Below are 21,001 nucleotides of genomic sequence, written 5' to 3' on the forward strand. Positions count from 1 at the left end.
TCCGGTTCGGGTGTTTGCGGACTTAGAGCGACGGAAACGCAGGGTTAAGCAGACATGGCCTTGAGACGTGCGACCAGACGGCTTTTAATTCGTGCAGCTTTGTTTTTGTGAATAAGACCTTTACCAGCCGCTTTATCAATGACGGGTTGCGCTTTGGCGTATGCGTCACGTGCGGCTTCAGCATTGCCAGCTTCAACAGCCTTGAGAACGTTTTTAATGTAAGTGCGGTACATGGAACGCGCACTGGCGTTTCTTTGACGCAGTTTTACGTTTTGACGGGCTCGCTTGATTGCTGATTTAATATTTGCCACTTAAAAATCTCCAACTTGTTTCAGGTATAACAAAAAGATGCTAATCATGCCCAATAAGATAATTTTTGTCAATGGACACAACGCGATCCAGGCGAGAAAAGATAAGTTTGGTGGATTTCACCTGCTTGCCATATCTCCAAATACATTATAGTCTGTCGTTTTTTTCAACGTAAACGGCCATGCTTCAGGCTCATTCTCTCAGCTTCGACTATTATGATCGGCCTCTTCTGCATGGCCTGCAGTTTTCTCTGTCTGCCGGCTGCCTGCTGCATCTGCGTGGCAAAAACGGCTCGGGCAAAACAACCTTGCTCAAACTGCTGGCCGGACTGTTGACCCCATCGGGGGGAGTCATCACATGGAACGGACAATCTGTGCACGATGATCTGCGCAGCTGGCAGGGCCGGTTATGTTTTGTCGGGCATCGTCCGGGTTTAAGCCCTCATTTGAGTATCCGTGAAAATGGGCGTTACGATCAGCACTGGCAGGGGCAACAGGACAGGCTGGAGCTGTTATTACAGCAGTTTTCTCTACTCGAGGTAGCGGATCAGCCCTGTGCCAGCCTGTCTGCCGGGCAGCTGCGCCGCGCGGCCCTGCTGCGCCTCGCCATGACCGACGCGCAAATCTGGTTGCTTGATGAGCCTCTGGTAGCATTGGATGAGGCTTCCATACAGATTCTGACGAGCTGTCTCTGCAGCCATCTTGATCGCCAGGGCTTGATTGTCATGACTTCACACCAGGCTTTGCCAGAAGCCCTGTCCAGGCACGAGGAGTTCAGTCTGTCATGAGAGCCTCGCATTATTTTCTCCGCCAGATGCGTCGTGACGCACTTATTCAGTTTCGTCAGCCGGGCATGATCATTAATTCTTCACTGTTCTTTATCATGATCATGGTTTTTTTTCCGCTGACCATGCCGCCGGATGCCCGTCTTCTGCTGCAGATAGCGCCGGGATTGGTCTGGATTGCCACGTTGCTGTCGATGCTGCTGGCATCTGAACGACTGTTTCAACAGGATTACGACACGGGGGTGATTGAGCAATGGCTGGTATCTGGCAACAGTCTGGCCGTTTTGCTGGCAGCCAGGCTGCTTGTTCAATGGCTGTTGACCATTATTCCGCTGCTGTTGTTTTGCCCTTTACTGGCCTTGCTATTTGGCCTGTCAATGTACCAGGTTGGTATCCTCGCACTGAGTCTTATAGCCGGCACACCCTGTCTTCTCGGTTTGTGCGCTCTGGCCGCGGCCTTTGGCACAGGCATGCAGCAGAAGGGCGTGTTCATGGCCTTGATTCTTCTGCCTCTGGCTGTACCCGTGATGATTTTTGGCAGCGGCACTGTCGTTGCGGCGATCAATCAGGAGCCCGTATCAGGTCATCTTGCTCTGATTTCCGCCGTATCATTGCTGACGATCTGTTTTTTACCCTTTGCCATCGCCGCACTCATTCGTATTAGCCTTGCTGAGTAATGCGTGCTAAAATTGCCGTTTTTTATTGGTTGAATAATTCCCTATGTGGAAATTTTTATATCAAATGGCCTCGCCACGTCTGTTTTATCGCTGGACACAGTCTTTTCTGCCCTGGCTGGGGGGGCTCGCTCTGCTGCTCCTGGTGACAGGCTTTGTCTGGGGTCTTGCCTTCGCTCCGCCTGATTATCAGCAGGGGGATGCGTTCCGTATTATTTACGTGCACGTTCCTGCGGCATTCCTGTCGATGAGCCTTTATGCTCTGATGGCGTTTTGTTCCGTATTGTTGATTGTCTGGCGTATTAAACTGGCCGGTCTGATGATCATGGCGCTGGCCGAAGTCGGCGCCTGGATGGCTTTTCTGGCTCTTGTAACCGGCAGTATCTGGGGCAAGCCGATGTGGGGAACCTGGTGGGTCTGGGATGCCCGTTTAACCTCTGAGCTGGTTTTGCTGCTGCTCTACGCAGCTATTCTGGCTACAGGGGCGGCCTTCCGCCATCGTCTTGATGGTGACAGAGTGGTTGCCATTCTTGCACTGGTGGGGGCTATCGATTTGCCCATCATCCATTATTCGGTTTACTGGTGGAACACCTTGCATCAAGGGGCTACCCTGTCATTGCTGTCAAAACCAAAAATTGATGCATCCATGCTCTATCCCTTATTAATAAGCCTGTGTGGTTTTCTCTGCTACTCTGCCTGGCTGGTTTTCCATAAGGCTGGTAATACCTTATTGCTGCGTGAAAAAAAACAGCGCTGGGTGCAGGAATTGGCGCAAAGGGGATGATGAAATGAATCAGTTTTCAGCCTGGTTAAGTATGGGGGGGTATTCGGCCTATATCTGGCCGACTTATGCCCTGGTGTGCGTGGTGTTGCTGCTCAATTTGTGTGGCATACGGCGTCAACGCAGAAAAACCCTGCGTCAGTTACGGCAATGGGTACAGGCGAATGAGCGAGTCCGGGGGACAGACCAGAGATGAATCCAGTACGAAAACGCAAACTGCTGCTCCTTGTATTTATTGCATCGGTGCTGACGCTTGCAACCAGCCTTGTCTTATATGCGCTCAGACAAAACATCAGCCTGTTTTATACCCCCACTCAGATTGCTGCCGGCGAGGTGTCCGGTAAACGTCAGATCCGTCTTGGTGGCATGGTAGTCAAGGGCAGTGTCAAACGATCAGGCAAGGACTTGACGGTGGAGTTTGCCCTTGGCGATTTTAATAAAACCGTTATCGTACGGTATCACGGCATTCTGCCTGATTTGTTTCGAGAGGGGCAGGGCATCGTTGCCATGGGTGAGGTTGTGGACAATCAGCATTTTAATGCCACAGAAGTACTGGCCAAACACGATGCCAGTTACATGCCGCCCGAAGTGCGTGATGCCTTAAAAAAAGGCAAAGAAAGCAGTAATGGGGGTAAGGCATGATCGCAGAGGCTGGCTTATTTGCGCTGATACTGGCGTTGTTTTTTTCCTGTCTGCTGGTTGTTGTACCTTGTATCGGACTGAAAAAGAACAAGGCTGCCTGGATTGCCGCGGCACCGGTTTATGTGTTGGGGCAGTTTGTCTTCGTGGCAATCGCATGGCTGTGTCTGACTCTGTGCTTTCTCACTGATGATTTCAGTGTTATTTACGTACTCAGCAACTCCAGCGTCAGCCTGCCCTGGTTTTATAAGCTATGCGCGGTGTGGGGTGGGCATGAAGGCTCGATGTTGCTTTGGGTTGCCATTCTGAGTCTGTGGATGCTGGCGGTGAGCCTGTTCAGCAGGAATCTTAATCCGCTCTTTCGTGTTCGCGTTCTCATTGTTCTGGGGGCGCTGAGCATTGGGTTTTTGTTGTTTCTGCTCTCTACGTCCAATCCTTTTCTACGTCAGTTCCAGCAGCTGGATACGTTGGGGCGGGACTTGAATCCTCTGTTGCAGGATCCTGGTTTTTTATTTCATCCACCCATGCTCTACATGGGCTATGTTGGATTTTCAGTGGCCTTTGCCTTTGCGATTTCCGCTTTATGGATGGGGCAGCTTGAGTCGGCCTGGACGAAATGGACCCGTCCCTGGACTCTGGCTGCCTGGTGCTGCCTGACCGCGGGTATCACCCTTGGGAGCTGGTGGGCCTATCGTGAGCTGGGCTGGGGTGGCTGGTGGTTTTGGGATCCGGTTGAGAACGCGTCTTTTATGCCCTGGCTGGTGGGCACGGCCTTACTGCATTCCCTTGCTGTTACAGAAAAGCGTAAGCAATTTATGGCCTGGACGATGCTGCTCGCGATCACCGCCTTTTCTCTGAGCCTGGTCGGTACGTTTCTTGTGCGCTCCGGTGTGTTGACCTCAGTGCATGCGTTTGCGGTCGATCCACAGCGCGGTATTTATATTTTATGCTTTCTTCTGCTGGTGATTGGCGGTTCGCTGCTGCAGTTTGCCCTGCGCGCGCAGCATCTTAATTCGCCGGATGATCTGGCGCCACGCCCGACCTTTCTCTCACGGGAAAACGCCTTGTTACTGAATAACGTATTTCTTGTGGTGATGATGCTGACGGTGTTGATGGGGACGGTGTATCCCCTGCTTATCGATGGTCTTGGGCTGGGTAAGCTGTCGGTTGGCGCGCCATATTTTAACGCGGTTTTTGTACCCTTGATGATTCCTCTGCTGATTTTGATGGGAATAGGGGTGAATTTAAACTGGCAGCGCAGTGACGGGCATTCCACCATTCTGCGCTTGCTGCCTGTTCTGCTTGTCAGCCTGTTTTTACCCTGGCTTCTCCTGCTGGTATTCACGCACGAGGTGAAGCTCTGGGCCCTGCTCGGTATGATCCTGGCGACCTGGGTAATCGCGGGTACCCTGCTGCTGGTGTATTTACGTCTGAGACAGCGGGGTTTATCAGGGCTTGGGCAGGCCTTTCTGGGAATGATCATTGCTCATTGTGGTGTGGCGGTGACGGTTATCGGGGTTGCTGTTTCAACGGCTTATGGGATACAGGATGACGTCAGGCTGGCTCCGGGCGAAAGCACGACTCTGGCTGGCTGGCGTGTTACGTTTATTCGTGAAAATCCTTTGCGGGGACCCAATTATCATGGCACTCAGGCTGAAATGCTGATTTCGAACGGATCCAGTGAGCATAGAATCTATCCTGAAAAGCGCCTGTACGAAGTGGCACAGATGGCCATGACGGATTCGGCAATTGATGTCAGCCCGTTTCGCGACATATATATCGCGCTCGGCGAGCCGCTGGAGCAGTCGGCCTGGGCGGTACGCCTGTATTATAAACCTTTTGTGCGCTGGATCTGGGCGGGTGGGTTTATGATTTTGCTGGGTGGCTTTCTGGCCCTGACTGATCGACGTTACGCGCGGAGAACTTGAGTGAAAACAGGCAGATTATGGCGGCTTTTACCGTTTTTGATATTCAGTGCGCTGGTTTTTTTCTTTTGGCGGGGGCTGTCTCTGGATCCCAGAAAACTGCCTTCGGTACAATTGGGACAAAGCCTGCCGGATTTTCGTCTGCCTTCACTGGCAGATGTCAATCAAAGCTTTACTCCCGCCAGCCTGCGTGGGCAGGTCTCGCTGTTGAATGTCTGGGCCAGCTGGTGTGCGGCATGCGTTGACGAGCAGGTTTTTTTAATGAAGCTGGCGGCGCAGGGTGTTCCTTTATATGGTCTGAATTATAAAGACAGGCCGGAAGAGGCCAAAGCGTGGCTGCGCGAGTGGGGCAATCCTTATCGACGTATCGGCAGTGATACAGCGGGTAAAGTGGCCATTGATCTGGGCGTGTATGGTGCGCCGGAAACCTTTTTGGTGGATGCTCAGGGGGTGATTCGTTTCCGCCATGTAGGGGTGCTGGATGAAGCCAGCTGGAAGCGTGATTTTCTGCCGCGTATTCATCAGCTGCGAGGTGAGTCATGAAGCGTATCTGTCTGTTTTTTCTTTGTTTTGGTCTGGCGCAGGCGCTGATGGCCAACAGTTTCTATCCGCTGGAAAACGCCAAAAAGGAGGCTCAGTTTCAGCATTTACTGAAAGAACTGCGTTGTCTGGTCTGTCAGAACCAGGATTTGGCCGATTCAAACGCCAGCCTGGCCAGGGATTTACGTGATCAGGTGTATCAAATGGTCAGGGACGGTGAAAGCGACAGCGACATTATCCGTTATCTGACAACTCGTTATGGCGATTTCATTTTGTTTAATCCCCCTGTTAAGGGCATAACCGCTTTATTGTGGTATGGCCCGGCCTTGTTTTTATTGCTGGGACTGCTCCTTTTTTGGCATGTTAATTTCAGGCGGCGTGCATCATGATGGTCTGGCTCCTTATTCTGTGTTTTGTTGTGCTGCTTCTGCTGGCTCTGGCCATTGCGGTCTATCCGTTGCGGCATGGGCTTCGGCGTTCATTGCCTGCCAGTCTGCTCGCATTAGTGGTGTTTACTCTGCCTGCTTATTATATGTGGGGCGGCTGGACTGACTGGCTTGAACACGAACATGCGATGTTAAGGCAGCAGGAGGCCAAAGCGATGCTGGCTACGGTTTCATCGCCGCAGGAGCTGATCGACAGACTTCGGGCGCGCCTTGATGATTCTCCGGCCAGCGCACGGGGCTGGTATTTACTGGGTCGATTGTACAGTGGGCAGAAACAATGGCAGCCTGCCCGCGACGCTTATGCTAAATCTCTGCAGCTGGATGCGGAAAATGTCGCAGCAGCCTTAGGCTATGTTGAAACCCTGTGGCAATTGAATTCGCAGCAGTACAACGACGACATCAGATATCGTTTAAACGCCATTTTAAAAAAACATCCTGACCAGCCAGACGCCCTGTCTATGCTGGCCATGGATGCGTATGAGCAGAAACAGTATGAGCAGGCAATTACGTATTGGCGGCAGATATTAGCATTGGTCCCCGCGCAGTCAGATGAGGCAAAGGCGTTACGTAAGGCGATAGCGAAGGCGCAGGAGCAATTGCCTCAGTAGGGAGCACGAGCACCAATCCTGATATGCCGTAGGCTGGGCCTTGGCCCAACAATGGATCTGGTGAGATATTCTTTGCTGGGCCAAGGCCCAGCCTACTCCTTAATATCCGCTTCAGGCCTGTTTTTGCCAATAAACAAAACATTGTAAAAAAAAACATTCTACTGTATTATTGCAGCCCAATCTGTTCATCAATGGAGTTTTACATGCCACGTTATTCAAACGAGAAAGGGATTCGGGCCTTTTTTAATCGAAACCGGGGTAAAATCGAGCTGAGTTCCATGCTGCTGAGTACTGGAATTGGCGCTGGAATTGGCGCTTTGCTGGGTACTTTTGTTTTTCCTGGTATAGGAACTGCGATTGGAGCTGGAGTTGGCGCTGGTTTTGGTTTTAGTGCGTCGCTGCTGGGGGTTTCCCTTGGGCGCTATTTTGCACCGAAAGGATCGAGTTCACGAGAGATGGCTGTAGCGGGCACCTGGCTTGGTTCCTGGGGTCTGGGTGTGCTTGTCGGGGGATTAATTGGCTCAGTTATTCCAGGCTTTGGCATGGTCCTCGGGGCTGTTGTTGGCGGTCTGATATCGTTCGCTGCCTCCCTGGTCGCGTCGGCATTGATTGCAGCCATCCGCAAACGTTTTTTTCCAGCTCCGGCTCATGTCATGGCGTCACAATACAGTGACAGTGCCGTTGAGCTTCAGCCGATGAAGCGTGATGTAAACGACAAAAACCAGGTCGTGCGAAATGATCCTGCCAGCAGCTACAGTTATAGCCCGGTTCTTACCAGCTCAAGAGATGCGCAACTGCCCGATCATTTCCCGGTTGACTACTCTTCTTCAGAAGACAGCCGTTTGGGTATTAATTGAGCGTATTTCCACTCTGATCAGCTGCCGCTATGCCAGACAGACGATCTCTGGCAAAGTGGTAGAGCCTGCCCGGGAACTGATATCACTGGCGATATCAGAGGGATACTTCCGGTTGGCAGTGACCAAACGGACTTTAACCCGCTTTAGAATGAAACGAGGTGATGCACCACCGCTTTCTGCGTCACCAGGACTTAAATCCATAAGCTTTCAATGATAAGTACATTGAAAAAAATACTGTTGTATTATTGCAGTTCAATACGTTGATAATCAGGAGCTAACTATGCCACGTAATTCAAACGATAGAGAAGTTAAAACCCTTCATAATGATAACCTGAAAAGGCGGAAAAAAATTGAGATGCTCTCCATGTTTCTGAGTACTGGAGCAACCACTGTGGTGGGGGCCATGATAGGGACTGTGATTCTTCCCGGCATAGGAACAGGGATTGGTGCGGCTTATGGTTTTGTTTTGGGCGTCTTTTCATCGATACTAGGGTTTAGCTTTGGGCGATATTTCAAGCCGACAGGATCAGGTTCGAAACTACCAGCCGTGATGGGTATTACACTGAGTTCCTGGGGCCTGGGGATAGTTGCCGGAGCTGTGATTGGCTCTGTTGTTCCTGGCGTGGGAACAGTGGTCGGTGCCTTAACTGGCGGCCTGATTACCATGGGCACCTGCCTTGCAGTGGTAGCAATCGACCAGATCGAAAAAAAGTTTTCCCGCGGTCCGCGTTCTGCCATGGCGCCGCAAGGCAGTAGCCTGGAGACTTCGTCCGACGCGAGTACTCATGAGAACAATCATCAGCCCGCTTTAAGAACAGACTCACCTTCGTATAACCAGTCTTTGAGGGCCTTAGCGGATGGAGATAAAAACGAGACAAATTCAGATCCTGATAACAGCCGTGTTATAGACGCGGATCCATGCATGTATGGAGAATCGCCTTTGATGACGATTATCAACGGAAAGAAAGTGCAAATAGGCACAGTCGAGGTCCGGGGGCCGCATTCTCATTCAACAGACAATCCTGCGCGCCCTTAGTGAGCATACGTCCACTCCGACCAATGGCCGCGGTAGCCGGCTAAACGGTCTCTGGCGTAGGTGTAGAACCGGCTCAGAAACTGATATCGCTGGCGGTACCAGAAGGAGACTTCCGGATCGCCACGATCTACCTGACTCAAATCATACCAGGGGTAAATTGCAGCCTGCCTCTGAATAATGTCTTCAAACGATGCCTTGTCGGCATTTTTCAGCATATCATACATCGCCAGAAAGGCCGTTGTACGTCCCTTGCCGCCACGACAGTGAATATGCAGCCACATGTTATCCGGCAGGCTGTCGATGAGGGTGACGAATTGATCCACGATCGAATCTTCAGCCGCCCGGTGATCACTGACCGGCAGGCGCAGGTAATGAAAGCGCCATTGGCGCAGCAGATCCGCTTCGCTTATGACCGATTTTACAGGGATGGATTTACCGCTGTTAAAATCTTCAAGCCGGAACTGATGAGGGCTTAACACGTTGTCAATTTGTTCCTGAGAAGAGAGCGTATTCAGCCAGTTTTGTTCTGACTGCATGATCTCCTTGAGACTGAGACCCAGATTTAACCAGTTATGTTTATCGCATAGAGTAATGGCCTTGCCATTCAGGTAACCGTGATTTTCCTGCCGTAAATCCAGGACCAACACCTGCTCTGGGGTATGGCTGGTGCGAGCCTGAATATAGTCTGCAACCACCTGCCATCCCGCTTCGCCGGGCTCGGAGCTGGCCGAAGCACGCAGGCTGCTCACGCCACGGGTATTGCCCTGATAGGCGCTTTCGATCATGCGGGTGTCTCTGAGACTGCTGACTGGTTTGATTTTGCTGCTGTCCTTGACCACACAAGGCATGTCCCGGCTTGCCTGGCAGGCGATGGACGCTGAAGGCATGAGCGTCAGAACAAGTAAAATTGAACCCAAACATCCTGTATTCTGCACTTGAGTTTCTCCATACTATTTCATCATACGTCAGCCAGATTTCCCTTGGTTTCCAGCCATGATTTTCGGTCTGTGGCGCGCTTTTTAGCCAGCATCATGTCCATCATGGCCATGGTTTCCGGCAGGGAGCCCAGGGTGAGCTGAATCAGACGGCGCGTATTCGGATCCATCGTGGTTTCCCGAAGCTGCAGCGGGTTCATCTCGCCGAGACCTTTGAAGCGTTGAACATTGATTTTACCTTTGTTCGATTTAGTCAACTGGGCAATGATGTCCTGTTTTTCTTCATCGTCCAGCGCATAATGCACGGCCTTGCCAGCGTCAATTCGATACAGAGGCGGCATGGCTACGAAGACGTGACCTGCTTCAACCAATGGCTTGAAGTGACGCAGAAACAGAGCGCAGATCAGGGTCGCAATGTGTGCGCCGTCAGAGTCCGCGTCCGCCAGGATACATATTTTACCGTAGCGCAGGCCGGATAAATCTTCTACGCCTGGATCCACGCCGATGGCAACGGAAATATCATGTATTTCCTGTGAGCCAAGCACCTGTGAGGAATCTACCTCCCAGGTGTTAAGAATTTTTCCACGCAAGGGTAGAATAGCCTGATAATCCTTGTTACGTGCCTGTTTGGCCGAACCGCCCGCAGAGTCCCCCTCGACCAGGAATAATTCAGCCTGGCTCAGATCCTGTTGCAGACAGTCAGCCAGCTTTCCTGGCAGCGCCGGCCCCTGGCTGACGCGTTTACGTGCCACCTGTTTGGCCTGACGCAGACGTTTCTGGGCGCGTTCAATGGCAAAGGCTGCAATTAATTCACCCTGGCTGCGGTGCTGGTTGAGCCACAGGGCAAACGCATCTTTGATCACGTTGCTGACAAACAAGGCGGTTTGCCTTGAGCTGAGCCGTTCTTTTGTCTGACCGGCAAACTGTGGCTCTTTCATTTTGACCGACAGCACGTAGCGGCAGGGTTCCCAAAGATCATCAGCGACGAGCTTAACGCCCCGGGGCAGAAGATTTCTCAGATCGCAAAAAGCGGACATCGCGTCAAAAAGCCCCGCGCGCAGTCCGTTGACGTGCGTACCGCCCTGAGCGGTTGGAATCAGGTTAACGTAACTCTCGTTCAGTGCTGTAGGCATGGAGGCGGTCCAGGCCAGAGCCCAGTCCACCGTGGCCTCTTCGCTGCTGAATTCGCCGGAGAAGGGCTCTTCCGGCAGGTAATCGGCTGGCAGCGACTGACGCAGGTAGTCGCTCAGACCCTCTTCAAAACACCAGTGTGTCTGTTCCTGGGTCTGTCTGTTAATAAAGGTCATGGATAGACCGGGGCAAAGCACGGCCTTGGCACGGAGTACGTGAGTTAACTGCCTGACCGAAACCCTGGGTGAGTCGAAATATCTGTTGTTGGGCCAGAAGCGAATGATGGTTCCGGTATCGCGCTTTTTGACGAGCCCTGTTTCGTTCAGTTCCTCTATTTTATCGCCGTTGGCAAAGGCCATGTGATATATGATGCCGTTTCGCTTAATGGTAACGTCTACGCGTTCAGACAGGGCATTCACCACCGACACGCCCACGCCATGCAGACCGCCGGAAAAGCTATAGTTTTTATCCGAGAATTTACCGCCGGCATGCAGTTTGGTCATGATGACTTCAACACCGCTTAATCCCAGTTGTGGGTGCAGATCAACCGGCATGCCACGACCGTTGTCTTCTACCTCTACCGAACCGTCTTCGTGCAGCGTTACGATGATTTTGCTGGCATGGCCGGCAATAACCTCGTCAACACTGTTATCGACCACTTCCTGAACCAGGTGGTTGGGGCGCGTAGTATCGGTGTACATACCGGGGCGTCGCTGCACCGGCTCCAGGCCGTTAAGTACTTCAATCGCTTCAGCAGTGTAGTTTTCTGACATGGCTCACTATGGGTTGCAGGTTGATATGGTTTATAGTCTAACATGAAAAAACGGGCCGCTGTAATTTATTCCACCACAACCGGTGGGAATTTATTGGCGTAATTCAGCGGTTTTTTAGACAGCGCGATCGCGAGTCGTAATGCCGTTTTCATGAAATGACCGCCGAGATCCGGTTCTGCCAGAACCGCCGTTGGTGTTCCGCTGTCGCACTGGCTTCGGATACGGCTGTCCAGGGGTAGCTGGCCCAGCAGGGGAACTTTGAAGGCGTCGCTCAGTGCCTGGCCACCGCCGGTTCCAAACAGGGTCTCTTCATGGCCGCACTGGCTGCAGATATGAGACGACATGTTTTCTACCACGCCGAGCACATCTATGCCCGTTCTCTCAAACATTTTGATGGCTTTTTGAGCGTCCAGTGTGGCCACGTTCTGGGGTGTGGTCACGACAACTGCGGCCGTCAGAGGAATTTTTTGTACCAGACTGAGCTGGATATCGCCGGTTCCGGGCGGCAGATCGATAAAAAGGTAATCCAGATCATCCCATAGTGTGATGTCCAGCATCTGTAACAGTGATTTTGCCAGCATGGGGCCACGCCAGATCAGAGCCTGATCAGGATCGGTCAGATACCCTATCGACATGGCCTGAACGCCGTGAACCATGACCGGAATGTAGCGATCGTCTTTGAGCTGCACCGCTTCGTGAGCGCCCATCATCAGTGGAATGCTGGGGCCGTAGATATCTGCATCCAGAATCCCAACTCTCGCGCCGGCACGGGCCAGAGCCGTGGCCAGGTTGACCGTGACCGTGGATTTACCGACACCACCCTTGCCGGAGGCAATGGCAATAGTGTTTTTAACGCCGCGCAGACCTTTACCGCTTAACTGGGTTTTGTGGGCGCGAATAAAGAAATCCAGATGAGTGCTGACAGTCTTGCCCGGATGAGCCGTCTGCAGACTGGCGTCTATGGCCGGCAGCAGGCTGTTGTTTAAGGGCTGACAGGGAAATCCGGCATGCAGGTGAATATTTAAGGTGTTATCTGTGGATTCGATTCGGGTCTGCATGCCCATCTGTTTAATGGTTTGATCCATGAATGGATCGGTTGTCAATTCCAGGAGTGCTTCAGTTGTATTCATGTAAAAGCCAGGTTGAAGGTTACAGCAATATGCGATCAGTCAGACTGTGTGCTCCCCGCGTACACGAGGAGCAGCAGAGTGTATCTTAGATACAGGAGCCCAGAATCGTCAGGCTGCAGACGAGCCCGATAAACCATACCAGGGAGCGCAGAGAGGCCATGTTCATCAGATACAGAGCGTGGTAAACCAGCCGTGAAATGATAAAAACAATAGCCAGATACTGGACCATCGGCGTGACATGATTGGAGGCGATTGCCGTAAGGGCGGCGGTTGAGAAAACCAGTAAGGCTTCAAAGCTGTTTTGATGAGCAGCGATGGCTCTCGCACCAAAACCCTTAAGGGAGGCTTGTTGTTCTCTGGGGCAGTCGTTGTTATAACCGCCAGGGGCTTTATTCATTGCCAAGGCCACAGGCACTCTGGCCAGGTAAGGCAGCAGGGTGGCGATAAACAGGCAAATAATCAGTGTACTCATGGTTGACCTGACTCTTATGTAGTTGATGACGCTTTACTTTAGCGAATTGATGTGGCTTAAGCAACCTATCCGTTTAAATCGCCCGGTTCTGAGTAAGCATGCGTCCAGTGTACCCAATGCTGGTTACTCAGATAAAACAGACCGCAGCGAATGGGGGCTTCGTTTGGCGATTGCAGTAATCTGGCGTATTGCTCTACCTGCTGACGATGCTCTGTCTGGGCGGTCTGATGGTCTGTTCCGGTTTTAAAATCAATGATCCAGCGCTGGCCGTTATCGTAGAACGTGCGATCGATGATCCGTGTCTGCACCTGATTGTTTTCTCTGACCAGCAGGGCGTATTCGTTTTGCTCCTTATCGTGATGCTGACACAGCCACTGTCCAATGGGATCGTTGAACAGAGCCTGAATCTGCTCGTTCAGCAGCGTCATGGCCTGTTCTTGTTCCTGCGCCGTAAATCCCATGCTGCGAAAACGACTGGCAACCATGTTCCAGGGAAGATCGTTGATGGATGCCGGATGCCTGTCGCATATCCACTGCAATAACTCATGCGCCACGATCCCGCTTTGCCGGCTGTTATCGTTCGCTGGCAACACCCGCTCTGGAGGAATCCGCTCACCGGGAGGCGTTTGATGTTGTGATTCCCGCATGTAAAAACGTATGGGCAGGCGTTCCATGAGGGGCAGCCGGGTGCTGAGGATTTCTTCCCGCTCATCAGTGCCGGCCTGTCCGTCAAAACTCAGCTGCTGTAACAGCGCGCGAAAAGTACCTTTTAATGCTTTTTCATGGCAGTCCACCAGATACAGGCTTCGTTTGGCGCGTGTGACCGCTACGTATAACAGCCGCTGTTGCTCATAGGCCTCCTTGTCGGCAGCAAGTCGGCCAAGATAATCATACAGCAGTGATTCTTTTTCGTGAGCAGCCTGCACAGGGGAGAGCAGAATCAGCTCATCCGCCTCTTTTGTGGGTAAATCGAGCCAGCGCAGCAGCGGTTTGTCCTGCCTCGTAGGCCGGTTGCCCAGCCCCGGTAAAATGACGCAGTCAAACTCCAGGCCTTTCGATTTGTGAATCGTCATGATTTGCAGACGGGATGGGGTGATGCGTTGCGAGTAGAGCTGCTGAAATTCCTCTGCAAACTGCTCAGGATTTTCAAGCTGGCCGTTAGGACTGTAGCGAGACAGCAGCAGCCAGAACTGCTCTAAATCTGTCAGTCGGGATTCGTTGAGAATATAGTCGCCATGCAGGTTTTTGATGACCTGGACAATCCATTCCGTCAAACCCTGTTGATATCGACTGGCCAGCGCTGCGCTCATCACCTGAAACACGTATTGCGCGCGTTGCCGTCCTTCGTCACTCAGATTGCCAATCTGATCCAGCTGAGCCAGCGTCTGGTACATCGACTGCCGGCGATTCCAGGCGGCCAGCGCATGCAGATCGGCCAGGCCAAGGCCGCACCAGGGGCTGCGCAGCAGAGCGAGCCAGTGCAGTCGGCTGGCCGGCATCAGCAGAGCCATGGTGAGCGAGTACACATCGCGCAAATGCGCAAGACTGGACAGCTTTTCAATTTCCACTCCCTGAAAGGGAATGCCTCTGGCACGCAAGACAGGTATCAGTTGAGACAGGCTGGAGCGTGAGCGAACCAGTATGGCAATGCTCTGCTCAGGATCCGCATCGAGTTCACGTGATACGATATCGGCAATGGCTTCTGCTTCTTCAACCTTGCTGGCGTATTGCAGGGCATGAACAGCGCATCCTTCGCTGGCCGCCTTAATGGCTACCGACGCATGATAGGAAATGGCACCTGACTCCATGTCATCCTGCTGGGGAAATATGGCTTTAAACTGCCTGTTGACCCAGTTAACCAGCGTTTCAGTCGAACGAAAATTACAGCAGAGTTCCAGTGAAGTCAGGCTGACCGGACCTATGCCTTCCAGCCGCGCTTTCAGGAACAGGCCCACCTCGGCCTGACGAAAGCGATAAATGGACTGCATCGGATCACCCACGACAAACAGCGTTTTTCCATCGCCGGGCAGCCAGCCCTGCACGAGCTTTTCCAACAGCTGAAACTGCTGAATGGAGGTATCCTGAAACTCATCGACCAACAGATGATGAATGCTGTTGTCCATGTGCAGAGTCAAATCCGTGGGTGCCTCGTCCTGCCCCAGAGCCAGAAGTGCCTGCTGGGAAATGGCGGAAAAATCCACTTCGTTGCGCTCCCGGAAAATAAGCTGCAGATGAGCGGCAAGCATAGGCAGCAGGCTCATCAGGGCCTGCAAAACAGCCCACTGCTGGTCATCGTAATGAGGGGCAGGCAGCTTCTTAACGCGGATGAGGGCATTGAGAAAATCGCTTTGCTCACTGAGCGTCTGGAACAAGGCCTTGCTGGAAGCCTTGAGACGATCGTAGAGATCATCGGCGCAGGCACCGCGTTTCAGGCCAACGTGATGGTCAGCGCCCTTGCGCAGCCTGTCGTCTTTCGTCAACAGCAGAGCCGCGAGACCTGCGGCGATATTACGATCCAGATCATCAAAGACCGGCCAGCTGGTCAGCGCGTAGCGTTCCGAAGCCGGGTTGTTTTCAATGCTGGCTATCTGAGTACTCAGGCTGTGCAGCTCGTCGCGGCAATTGAGGGGCACGCTGTCGATAAAGCGTTGCAGTTCGTGTTTTTCAATAGCTGCCAGCGCCTGTTCGCAGCGCTCCCTGCTTTGACTGCGTGCCATGAAAACCGGCGCCAGCCATTGTTCACGGGAAGCCAGAAGCTGCGTCAGCAGATCCAGCAGTTTGTCCTGGCGATTGTCCAGATGCTGCAGGAGGTCCTGCACGGGTTGCTGCAGGGGGGGCTGTTGAAGGGCATCAGTCAGACAGGCCCGCACGGCGCTTTCATAAAGGGACTGGGCGGATTCGGTGATTTGCGCATAGGGTGTCTGTTGTTCCGGCAAGGGGACAGCCTGGGTCAGACTCTGGCACAGCGAATCGATAGTGATGATTTTCAGGCGACTGGGCTGATTGAGCAGTTGCCAGCCCTGTTCGCTGGCATTCTGCAAGGCAAGTCCGGCATACTCGTTCGTGAGTTTTTGATGTTCCGAGTGCACTGGAAGCTCTTTACTGGCGTGATTGAGGGCAGCCAGAATGCGTTCGCGCATTTCGCTGGCTGCCTTGCGTGTAAACGTCAGGGCAACAATCTGCTCGGGAGCGCTGACTTTACCCAGCAGGCGGAGATAGCGCTGGGTTAACAGCTCGGTTTTACCGGATCCTGCAGGGGCCTGTACAATGTATGAGCCATACGGATCCGTGGCCTGCTGGCGCTGAGCGCTGTCCTTAAGCACAGATTACTCCAGTACAATTTCCTGTGCCGGTGGGCGCAGATTATAATGCGAGCTCATGCAGTAGCCATAGGCGCCGGTATTGGCTATCAGCATCACATCGCCCTCAACAGTATCAGGCAGGAGACGGTCGTAGCCAAGAGTATCTGCCGATTCGCAAATGGGGCCAACAATGTGAGCAAATCCGGTTTTTTCTTCGTTCAGGCTGGTCAGGTTCACAATCTCATGCCAGGCGCCATACAGAGCCGGGCGCATCAGCGAGTTCATGCCTGTTTCTATGCCGACAAAACGGACACGGCCTTTTTCCTTGCACTGGGTTACTTTGGCGAGAATGACGCCGCTGTCGGCAACGAAATAACGGCCAGGTTCCAGCCAGAAAGCCAGATCGGGGAAACGGGATTTAACCGCCAGCAGAGAGGCATCCAGCACAGCCAGATCCAGGGGCTGCTGTCCTGGTTTTTCCACGATACCAAGCCCCCCGCCCAGATTAATAATGCGGACATTTGGAAAATGAGACAGCAGCATCGTCAGCATTTGAGCGGTGTTCTGCCATAATTCGGTGGTTAAAATACCGCTGCCGGAATGAGCATGCAGACCAATGACCTGAATCTTATGTTGTCTTATCAGCCGCGCAGTTTCTTCCAGATCAGCCTGAACAATGCCGAATTTGGATTCGTTTCCTGCCGTGCACACGAATTTGTGATGACCGGCACCGCTGCCAGGGTCGATACGCAACAGAATCTCTTTGTTTTTAAATAACTCTGGCCAGTGCTGCAGGGGATAGATATTGTCTATCGTGATGTAGCAGTCGAGCGCCAGAGCAGACTCATATTCGCTTTTGGGTGCAAAATTGGGTGTAAACAGAATTTTTTTGCGATCGATGTCAGGAAATAAGGCCATTACATGCTGCAATTCGTCGATAGATACGCACTCGAAACCGATGCCTTTGGCGTACAGATTCTTTAACACACCGGGATTGGCATTGGCTTTGATGGCATAAAACAGTTTGTCGATGGCTTTCAGACCCAGCAGATCGTCGGCGCGCTGCTCCTGCGTCTCCTTATCGTATACGTAGCAGGGCGACTGAGTGGCCGCCATGTCGAGCAGGTGGTTTCGTTTCAGCACCCACCAGGGCGTGGCACGCTGAGCCGGGTTACCAAATTCCTCGTGCCAGCTTTTGGAGTAGTAAAAACTCTGGGGGCTGTTTTCTATGAGCAGCGTATGCAGTTGCTGACAGAGTTTTTCAGCATGTGACTCATGAACCACGAAGGTCAGATTCAGGTCGTTAGAGGCCAGCGACATCAGATAAACCTGTTTCGCCTCGAATACCTCAAGCGTTGGGCCAAGCTGTGGCAATACAGTGCGGATATGGTGACCAACGAGGCTGACGGCACTGCAGGGTTCTATGAGTTTGGCGCGTCCAAAGGTGTTTAGATCGGCAAGCAGGGCATCCAGTGCCGAACGATCATGCAGCTTCGCGTTACTGTCCAGCGACAGGGTCACGTTAAATTCCGAGGAAGACAGCAGGTCGACAGAAAATCCATGGGTTTTGAATACCGCAAATACATCGGCCAGAAAGCCGACCTGGTGCCACATGTTCAGGGTGTCGATGGAAATCAGAATAATGCTGTGCTTCACCTGGATCGATTTGATGGGGGGCGCCAGCTCGTCGCTTTCCTTGGAAATGCGCGTACCGGAATGTTCGGGCATGCGGGTAAATTTTACATCCATGGGAATACCGGCGCTGCGGACAGGCGGTATGCAGTTAGGATGCAGTACCTTGGCTCCCATGGATGCAATTTCCTGAGCCTCGTCGTAGTTGAGCTGTTTCAGCAGACGGGCATGCGGCATCTGGTGCGGATTCGCTGTGTAAATTCCCGGTACGTCTGTCCAGATTTCGCAACGAACGGCATGGAGCTTCGCGGCCAGCAGTCCGGCGGTGGTGTCCGAGCCGCCACGACCCAGCAGCACAGTATCACCCTGGGGATTTCTGGCAAAAAATCCCTGAGTAATAATGGCCTGAGCGCCAGTATTGAGCAATTGGTTCTTTAAGGCCACATCGGTTTCACTGGTGCAGCGCGCGGAGAGGAAATTAATGGCATCGCCACCCGGAACCGGGGTTGAAACCAGGGCTTCGCGCACATCAAACCAGTGACAGTCGATACCCTGATTGACCAGAAAGGCATGTCCAAGGCGGGTCATCATTAACTCACCCAGACTGAGAATCTGTGCCCGAGTCTTGGCCGGTGCTTCTTTCAGCAGGGCGATCCCGGTTAACCATTGATTGAGGTGAGCCAGGTCTTCTGCGATCAGGTCAAATGGTACAGCAAGGGACTCTGCCAGATGAAAATAGCCTTGTGAAATTTCGTTCTGGACGGCCTGGTGCTGGTTCAGCATGGCTGCTTCGGCCGCCTGCTCCAGCTTATTGGAGATTTGTGTCAGTGCAGAACAGACAATGATGGGTTGCAGACCCTTATCAATGTGCTGGCGAGTAATTTTAGCAATATTTTCCCAGGTCTGGAGAGAAGAAACACTGGTACCACCGAATTTTGTCACTATCTGCTGCATATCAATTGTCCGCACAAAAAAAGGACACATTAGCACGGAGTTGTTTCTCTTGACAAGTAGCCAGGATTATTATCGACAAAGCACAGCCTGCTGATGCACGCAATATATTCACATTGATTTTTTTATTGCTACGCAATGATTTTATTCAGTATTTTTTTAAAGAATTGTTTGAAAAATGATTTAATTCATTTATTATCGTTTTTGATTTGGGAGTCTTGTTTCAATAAATAATCTGTTTGATTCGCTTTGGTTATTTGTTGAAATGCATTCGTGCCGTATGGGCCATTTAATGTTTAAGGAGTAATGAGTGAAGAGTGTACAAAAACCAGTGGTAACAAGGATCAGTGCGGCGGTTATCGCTGTACTCGCTGCCAGTGCTGCGCAGGCAGGCAGTTTTTCTCTTTACACAGAGACCAGTGCCGTTGCTTTGGGTAACTACGCTGCCGGTATTGCCGCAGAAGCTTCTGATGCGTCAATTGGCTGGTACAACCCGGCTGGTCTGGCCCTGATTAACAGTCAGCAGGCTGTGATGAGCGGCGCCGGTGTATTCCCCAGCTCAAAACTCACAGGAACCAGCACGTTTACAACACCTGCCAACCCACCTCTGCCAGCTCCTCCTGCCTTTGTGCAGTCCTACACTGATCTGGATGGTGCACGCAGCGCCTTTGTTCCCGCATTCCATTACGCCAAACCAATTGGTGAGAACGCTACTGTTGGTCTGAGTGTGACGTCTCCATTTGGCTTGTCTACCGACTGGGACAGAAATGGCCCTGTGCGTTATGCTGCGACCTACAGTGAGTTGCTGACAACTAACATTTCGCCTCAGATTGGCGGTCGCCTGTCTGAGCATTTTGCTCTGGGTGCTGGTCTGGATATTCAGTATGCCCGTGTAAAATTTAACCGTATGCTCGGTCTGCCAACCATTATGCCTTTGATTGGCCTGGCACCTTCGGCTGTGGATTCCTATTCCTACAACATCGGTAATTCATGGGGCGTTGGTTTCCATGCTGGTGTGTTGACCATGTTCAATGACAATCACACACGTATCGGTTTGAACTATCAGTCCAAAATGAAACAGAAATTCCACGGCTGGAGCCAGCTGACTGGTAAGCTGTCAAATCCTGGTCTGGTTATTATTAACCCACTGTCTGTTAACGCCGCTGATCCTAATGCCAAAACATGGAGCAACAGCCTGAGCAGTAACAGCATCGAATTCCCAGATATCGTTACTCTGAGTGGTTACCACGATGTCAACGACAGCTTTGCGCTGCTGGGTTCTGTTGTTTACACAGGATGGAGCTGCCTCAAAACGATTCAGCTGAATAATGTTGCAGCTGCTTCTGCTGCTGGTCCTAATTTCCCTGCCAGCGTACAGTTCAACCCTGCGGTTTTGAATTCCTCTTCTACACAGGATTACAAAAACGTATGGCGTTTTGCTGTCGGCGGTAACTACAAGGTGAATGACAAGTTCATGCTGCGTGCCGGTGGCGGTTACGACCAGACTCCAACCAACGATGCTAACCGTGATATCCGTATCGCAGATAACGATCGCTGGGCTCTGTCAATTGGTGCGCATTATCAGGCGCGTCCTAACATTGGCATGGATCTGGGTTACACTCACCTGTTCTCTGCCGGTTCTGAACCTGTCAATAAAACAGAACTGCAAGGAACCAGCACCAGTACTTACAACATCAATGCTACGGCCAAGGGTACTGCTGATCTGATCGGTGCTCAGCTGGTATGGACGATGGATGAGCCTTTGGTGGTTTCCAATAAATAAGTCTGTATGGACTATCGAAAAGCCACGCAATTGCGTGGCTTTTTTTTGAGCGATTTTTTAATTTTACAGGTAATAAACAGGGTTAAGTTTTTCTTGCCCCCCTGGCCATCTATGATGTCCGCGGACAAAGATCGGTATGTAGGCTGTGTGGAAAATCAAGCAAGACTTAAGGTTAATTGTAAGCCCGCGCCTGTGCGGGGACGACATACATTGGGTATCACTTCTAAAACCGGCATACGTCAAAATTAAATGGAATTAGCCTGGGTGCCAACTCCATGTTGGGCCAAGGCCCA

Annotated in this window: 19 protein-coding genes; 12 read left to right on the forward strand and 7 right to left on the reverse strand. The window is 52.0% G+C overall.

Going from position 1 to position 21,001, the window contains the following annotated elements; translation table 11 throughout:
- Nucleotides 1-44: 44 nt before the first annotated feature.
- Nucleotides 45-311, reverse strand: coding sequence for a 30S ribosomal protein S20 (gene rpsT, locus ACQUTA_RS10505; RefSeq protein ID WP_444988203.1), 267 nt, complete (start codon nucleotides 309-311; stop codon nucleotides 45-47).
- A gap of 179 nt (nucleotides 312-490) precedes the next feature.
- On the opposite strand from rpsT, the gene ccmA reads away from it, so the two are divergent.
- The 11 genes from ccmA to ACQUTA_RS10560 all read left to right on the forward strand — a co-directional run bounded on the left by ccmA (nucleotide 491) and on the right by ACQUTA_RS10560 (nucleotide 8,599).
- Complete coding sequence (gene ccmA / locus ACQUTA_RS10510) at nucleotides 491-1,096, forward strand: heme ABC exporter ATP-binding protein CcmA (RefSeq protein WP_444988204.1); 606 nt, start codon at nucleotides 491-493, stop codon at nucleotides 1,094-1,096.
- Nucleotides 1,093-1,770: a heme exporter protein CcmB gene (gene ccmB, locus ACQUTA_RS10515; protein WP_444988205.1), complete on the forward strand. Its 678-nt coding sequence runs from the start codon at nucleotides 1,093-1,095 to the stop codon at nucleotides 1,768-1,770. The genes ccmA and ccmB overlap by 4 nt, the downstream gene beginning before the upstream one ends.
- A gap of 43 nt (nucleotides 1,771-1,813) precedes the next feature.
- Entirely contained in the window at nucleotides 1,814-2,551 is a 738-nt protein-coding gene (ccmC, locus tag ACQUTA_RS10520) for a heme ABC transporter permease CcmC (protein WP_444988207.1), read from the forward strand.
- Between the two features lie 4 nt (nucleotides 2,552-2,555).
- Nucleotides 2,556-2,744: a heme exporter protein CcmD gene (ccmD, locus tag ACQUTA_RS10525; RefSeq protein WP_444988208.1), complete on the forward strand. Its 189-nt coding sequence runs from the start codon at nucleotides 2,556-2,558 to the stop codon at nucleotides 2,742-2,744.
- Nucleotides 2,741-3,190, forward strand: coding sequence for a cytochrome c maturation protein CcmE (gene ccmE / locus ACQUTA_RS10530; protein WP_444988209.1), 450 nt, complete (start codon nucleotides 2,741-2,743; stop codon nucleotides 3,188-3,190). Before ccmD ends, ccmE begins: the two co-directional genes overlap by 4 nt.
- Nucleotides 3,187-5,115 carry a heme lyase CcmF/NrfE family subunit gene (locus tag ACQUTA_RS10535; RefSeq protein ID WP_444988210.1) on the forward strand — a complete coding sequence of 643 codons (1,929 nt, stop codon included), beginning with the start codon at nucleotides 3,187-3,189 and terminating at the stop codon, nucleotides 5,113-5,115. Before ccmE ends, ACQUTA_RS10535 begins: the two co-directional genes overlap by 4 nt.
- Nucleotides 5,116-5,655: a DsbE family thiol:disulfide interchange protein gene (locus ACQUTA_RS10540; protein WP_444988211.1), complete on the forward strand. Its 540-nt coding sequence runs from the start codon at nucleotides 5,116-5,118 to the stop codon at nucleotides 5,653-5,655.
- Nucleotides 5,652-6,041 (forward strand): cytochrome c-type biogenesis protein, encoded by a 390-nt coding sequence (locus ACQUTA_RS10545; protein ID WP_444988212.1) that lies wholly within the window; start codon nucleotides 5,652-5,654, stop codon nucleotides 6,039-6,041. Before ACQUTA_RS10540 ends, ACQUTA_RS10545 begins: the two co-directional genes overlap by 4 nt.
- Nucleotides 6,038-6,706 carry a tetratricopeptide repeat protein gene (locus tag ACQUTA_RS10550; RefSeq protein WP_444988213.1) on the forward strand — a complete coding sequence of 223 codons (669 nt, stop codon included), beginning with the start codon at nucleotides 6,038-6,040 and terminating at the stop codon, nucleotides 6,704-6,706. Before ACQUTA_RS10545 ends, ACQUTA_RS10550 begins: the two co-directional genes overlap by 4 nt.
- 203 nt (nucleotides 6,707-6,909) lie before the next feature.
- A complete protein-coding gene (locus ACQUTA_RS10555) occupies nucleotides 6,910-7,563 on the forward strand; it encodes a hypothetical protein (protein WP_444988214.1) in 654 nt (217 codons plus the stop codon).
- 280 nt (nucleotides 7,564-7,843) lie between these two features.
- The gene (locus ACQUTA_RS10560) at nucleotides 7,844-8,599 is read left to right on the forward strand and encodes a hypothetical protein (protein ID WP_444988215.1); all 756 of its coding nucleotides are present in this window, start codon (nucleotides 7,844-7,846) and stop codon (nucleotides 8,597-8,599) included.
- On the opposite strand, the gene ACQUTA_RS10565 is transcribed toward ACQUTA_RS10560, so the two are convergent.
- The 6 genes from ACQUTA_RS10565 to ACQUTA_RS10590 form a co-directional block, all read right to left on the reverse strand.
- The gene (locus ACQUTA_RS10565) at nucleotides 8,596-9,516 is read right to left on the reverse strand and encodes a phosphatase domain-containing protein (protein WP_444988216.1); all 921 of its coding nucleotides are present in this window, start codon (nucleotides 9,514-9,516) and stop codon (nucleotides 8,596-8,598) included. The genes ACQUTA_RS10560 and ACQUTA_RS10565 overlap by 4 nt on opposite strands.
- Before the next feature lie 41 nt (nucleotides 9,517-9,557).
- Nucleotides 9,558-11,438, reverse strand: coding sequence for a DNA topoisomerase IV subunit B (parE, locus tag ACQUTA_RS10570; RefSeq protein ID WP_444988217.1), 1,881 nt, complete (start codon nucleotides 11,436-11,438; stop codon nucleotides 9,558-9,560).
- Nucleotides 11,439-11,503: 65 nt separating this feature from the next.
- Nucleotides 11,504-12,568: an iron-sulfur cluster carrier protein ApbC gene (gene apbC / locus ACQUTA_RS10575; RefSeq protein WP_444988218.1), complete on the reverse strand. Its 1,065-nt coding sequence runs from the start codon at nucleotides 12,566-12,568 to the stop codon at nucleotides 11,504-11,506.
- A gap of 85 nt (nucleotides 12,569-12,653) precedes the next feature.
- Nucleotides 12,654-13,040: an MAPEG family protein gene (locus ACQUTA_RS10580; RefSeq protein ID WP_444988219.1), complete on the reverse strand. Its 387-nt coding sequence runs from the start codon at nucleotides 13,038-13,040 to the stop codon at nucleotides 12,654-12,656.
- A 65-nt stretch (nucleotides 13,041-13,105) separates the two neighbouring features.
- Nucleotides 13,106-16,363 (reverse strand): UvrD-helicase domain-containing protein, encoded by a 3,258-nt coding sequence (locus tag ACQUTA_RS10585; RefSeq protein ID WP_444988220.1) that lies wholly within the window; start codon nucleotides 16,361-16,363, stop codon nucleotides 13,106-13,108.
- Between the two features lie 3 nt (nucleotides 16,364-16,366).
- A complete protein-coding gene (locus tag ACQUTA_RS10590) occupies nucleotides 16,367-18,928 on the reverse strand; it encodes a bifunctional aspartate kinase/diaminopimelate decarboxylase (RefSeq protein ID WP_444988221.1) in 2,562 nt (853 codons plus the stop codon).
- Nucleotides 18,929-19,235: 307 nt separating this feature from the next.
- Here ACQUTA_RS10590 and ACQUTA_RS10595 point away from each other — a divergent pair, with 307 nt between their 5' ends.
- The gene (locus ACQUTA_RS10595) at nucleotides 19,236-20,708 is read left to right on the forward strand and encodes an OmpP1/FadL family transporter (protein WP_444988222.1); all 1,473 of its coding nucleotides are present in this window, start codon (nucleotides 19,236-19,238) and stop codon (nucleotides 20,706-20,708) included.
- The last annotated feature ends 293 nt before the right edge of the window (nucleotides 20,709-21,001 follow it).

Source organism: Legionella navarrensis, from assembly GCF_052527415.1.